Annotated in this window: 4 protein-coding genes; all 4 read right to left on the bottom strand. The window is 68.8% G+C overall.

The annotated features are described in order from the left end of the window. Nucleotides 1–16: 16 nt before the first annotated feature. Nucleotides 17–208, bottom strand: a complete 192-nt coding sequence (locus tag D455_RS0126730) for a hypothetical protein (protein WP_017573732.1) — start codon at nt 206–208, stop codon at nt 17–19. 89 nt (nt 209–297) lie between these two features. After that, on the bottom strand, nt 298–1917 hold the full coding sequence (locus tag D455_RS0126725) for an acyl-CoA carboxylase subunit beta (protein ID WP_017573731.1): 1620 nt from the start codon (nt 1915–1917) through the stop codon (nt 298–300). After that, the gene (locus D455_RS31815) at nt 1914–2597 is read right to left on the bottom strand and encodes a DUF2306 domain-containing protein (protein WP_017573730.1); all 684 of its coding nucleotides are present in this window, start codon (nt 2595–2597) and stop codon (nt 1914–1916) included. The genes D455_RS0126725 and D455_RS31815 overlap by 4 nt, the downstream gene beginning before the upstream one ends. Next, nucleotides 2585–3162, bottom strand: a 578-nt coding sequence (locus D455_RS31810) for a thioesterase II family protein (RefSeq protein ID WP_017573729.1), incomplete at its 5' end; no start/stop codon positions are given. The genes D455_RS31810 and D455_RS31815, both read right to left, overlap by 13 nt.

Raw genomic sequence — 3162 nt, 5'->3', positions numbered from 1 at the left:
GTTGGCGATCAGTACTTTACGCACGGTGGTACGACCTCCTCTCCAGGTCGTGTCCGGACCGGCCGCGCCATGACGGCTGCACCACCGGCTCCTCGCCCCGCCGTGACCAGTTGGCCCGCCTCGGACCGGGATCGCCCATGTCCGCCCCCCTCACCCGGGACAACCCGTACACGATGGAGATCACGGCGGCCACCTCCTCCTCGCTCATTCCGTGGGTGAGTACTCCCGCACCAGGGGAGCTCCCAGAACCCGTCCGCATGTTTCCTCCCTCTCTCCATGCCCGGTCTTCGGGAACCACTACGTCGGCTGGTTTCCGTGCTTGCGGAACGGCAGGTCCCGGTGCTTGTCACGAAGCACCTCCAAGGACCGGATGAGCGTCCCGCGCGTGTCGGCGGGGCTCACGACGTCGTCGACCAACCCCCGCTCGGCCGCGTAGTAGGGGTGCATCAGTTCGCGCCGGTACTCGGCGACCTTCTCGGCGCGTTTGCCCTCCGGATCCGACGCGGCGGCGACCTCCTTGCGGAAGACGACGTTGGCGGCGGCCTCCGCGCCCATGACGGCGATCTCGTTCCCCGGCCAGGCGTAGGACAGGTCGGCTCCGATGGACCGGGAGTCCATCACGATGTAGGCGCCGCCGTAGGCCTTGCGCAGGATGACCTGTATCCGGGGCACGGTCGCGTTGCAGTAGGCGTACAGCAGTTTCGCGCCGTGCCTGATGATCCCCTGGTGTTCCTGCTCCACCCCCGGGAGGAAGCCGGGAACGTCCACCAGCGTGACGAGCGGGATGTTGAAGGCATCGCAGAACTGGACGAAACGCGCGGCCTTCTCCGAGGCGGATATGTCCAGCACCCCGGCGAGAACCGCGGGCTGGTCCGCGACGACACCCACGGTCCGCCCGCCCAGATGGGCCAGCCCACAGACGATGTTCCCGGCCCACGCGGGGTGCACTTCGAAGAACTCACCGTCGTCGACGATCTCCTCGATGATGCGCAGGACGTCGTAGGACTGGTTGGGGCTGTCGGGTACCGCGTCCAGCAGGGCGTCGTTGGGTCGGTCGACCGGGTCGTCCGACGGCTCCAGTGGAGGAAGCTCGCGGTTGTTGGAGGGCAGGAAGGTGAGGAGGTCACGGACGTCCTCCAGGCAGGTGCGCTCGTCGTCATAGGCCAGGGTCGCCACTCCCGACGAGGCCTCATGCACCCGTGCGCCGCCCAGTTCGTCCATGGTCATGGACTCGCCGGTGACCGCGGTGACGACGTCCGGTCCGGTGATGAACATCTGCGAGGTGTCCCGCACCATGAAGACGAAGTCGGTCAGGGCGGGCGCGTAGGCCGCACCTCCGGCGCACGGCCCCATGATCACGCTGATCTGCGGAATGACGCCGGAGTTGCGGACGATTCGGCGGAAGATCCCGCCGTAGCCGGCCAGGGCCGTCACGCCTTCCTGGATGCGGGCCCCGGCGCCGTCGCAGAGTCCGATCAACGGCGCTCCCACCGACTCCGCCAGGTCCATGATCTTGTGGATCTTCTCGGCGTGCGCCTCGCCCAGGGCGCCGCCGAAGATCCTGAAGTCGTGGGCGTAGACGAACACCTTCCGCCCGTACACCGTGCCCCAGCCGGTGATGACGCCGTCGGTGTAGGGCTTCTTGTCCTTCATACCGAACTCCGTGGCTCGGTGGCGCCGCAGCGTCTCGATCTCCTGGAAGGACCCCGGATCGAGGAGGATCTCGATGCGCTCCCTCGCGGTGAGCTTCCCCCGGTCGTGCTGGGCCCTGGTCGCGCGGCCGCCTCCTGGTTCCAACGCTTCGGCGCGGACGAGGTCGAGCTCGGCGAGGCGTTCCCTGTTGGTGAACCGCGCGACCGTGTCGGGGGCCGGTCGCGCGGTCGGGGGCGAGGCCGGACGTGGATCGGTGGTGGTCATCGGATCTGCTCCAAGGGGGTGTGGGACGAATCGCGCGTACTGGCCCCGTGGCGTCGCAGGAACCACTCGGCGATGACGAGGTTGGGAACCCAGCACAGCCACGGAACGACCTGGTAGACCTCGCGGAAGAAGGTCTCCTGGTCGCCGCCGTAGACGGTGTCGAGCTGGGGTGAGTACAGCACGAGGAGGAGCGGGAGGAGCACCCGGAGGGTGACCGCCGCGAGCAGCAGGGCGTACTGGCGGATCATCCACTCCCGGTGCTCGGCCACACGTCTGGCCCGCGCAGCCCGCAGGCCCTGCACCGCAGTGACGAACCACAGGACGGACAGCATGCCGAACCCGAACTGCGCCGTGGGGCCGTAGGTGGTGAGCACCGCGACACAGAACCCGCTGACCGCTCCGGGAAACACCCCGGCGAAGAGGTAGATCCGCCCGACGGTCCTGTGCACCCGTCTCCGCCGCCTGAGCGCTGGCATGAGCTGGAGGGTTCCCAGGCAGAGCGCGAGGACCGACGTGGCGATATGGACGAGGAGGAGCGGGTAGTGCGACGTGGTGTCCTGACGGATGTCCACCCGTGAGGACTCCGGATCCAGCGTCAGATAGGCGGCCAGGGAGAACAGGGCCACGGCCACACACACCGACGCCGTGGCCGTGAGGCCGTGACGCGTCAGGGTACGCAAGGCTGGAACCTTTCGTCGGGGAGACAGTGACGGATGTCGTGGACGATGTCGGCGACGACGTCGGAAACGCGGTCCTGGAAGTAGAAGTGGCCGCCCGGGTAGACACGGACTCCGAGAACGCGGGAGGCCAGCCCGTGCCAACCCCGCATCCCGTCGGAGGCGATCACGGGATCCCGCTGTCCGCGGTACAGGGACAGCGGGGTGCGGACGTGGGACCTCCCCGCCGTCCGGGAGTCCAGCAGCGCCAGGTCCCGGCGTAGCCGCGTCTCGACCTCCGGCCACAGGTGATCACTGTCCAGGACGATCTGCGGCAGGCCGCCCAGACGCGCCGCCAGCTCACGCAGGCGTTCGGAAGGCAGCAGGTGACGTCCGGGTTCGTGCGGCGCGGGCTGGGGGTAGGCGGACACCCCCAACCACACCGGCGGGCGTTCCCCGTGTGCTTCGAGGCGGGCGGTGACGTCGAAGGCGAGGAGTCCGCCCATGCTGTGGCCGAAGAGCGCGTACGGCCCGTGGGCGTGGTCACCGATGGCGGAGGCGAGATGCCCGACCGCCGCGGACCAGTCCG

Source organism: Nocardiopsis halotolerans DSM 44410 (assembly GCF_000341065.1).
GTDB classification, from domain to species: Bacteria; Actinomycetota; Actinomycetes; order Streptosporangiales; family Streptosporangiaceae; genus Nocardiopsis; species Nocardiopsis halotolerans.
The sequence above is the reverse complement of the archived record's forward strand: the minus strand, read 5'-3'. Positions and strand labels throughout refer to the sequence as shown.

Excerpts from the sequence above, each read along its gene's own strand:
- D455_RS0126730 (WP_017573732.1), bottom strand. The coding sequence starts at position 208 with ATGAGCGAGGAGGAGGTGGCCGCCGTGATCTCCATCGTGTACGGGTTG.
- D455_RS0126725 (WP_017573731.1), bottom strand. The coding sequence starts at position 1,917 with ATGACCACCACCGATCCACGTCCGGCCTCGCCCCCGACCGCGCGACCG.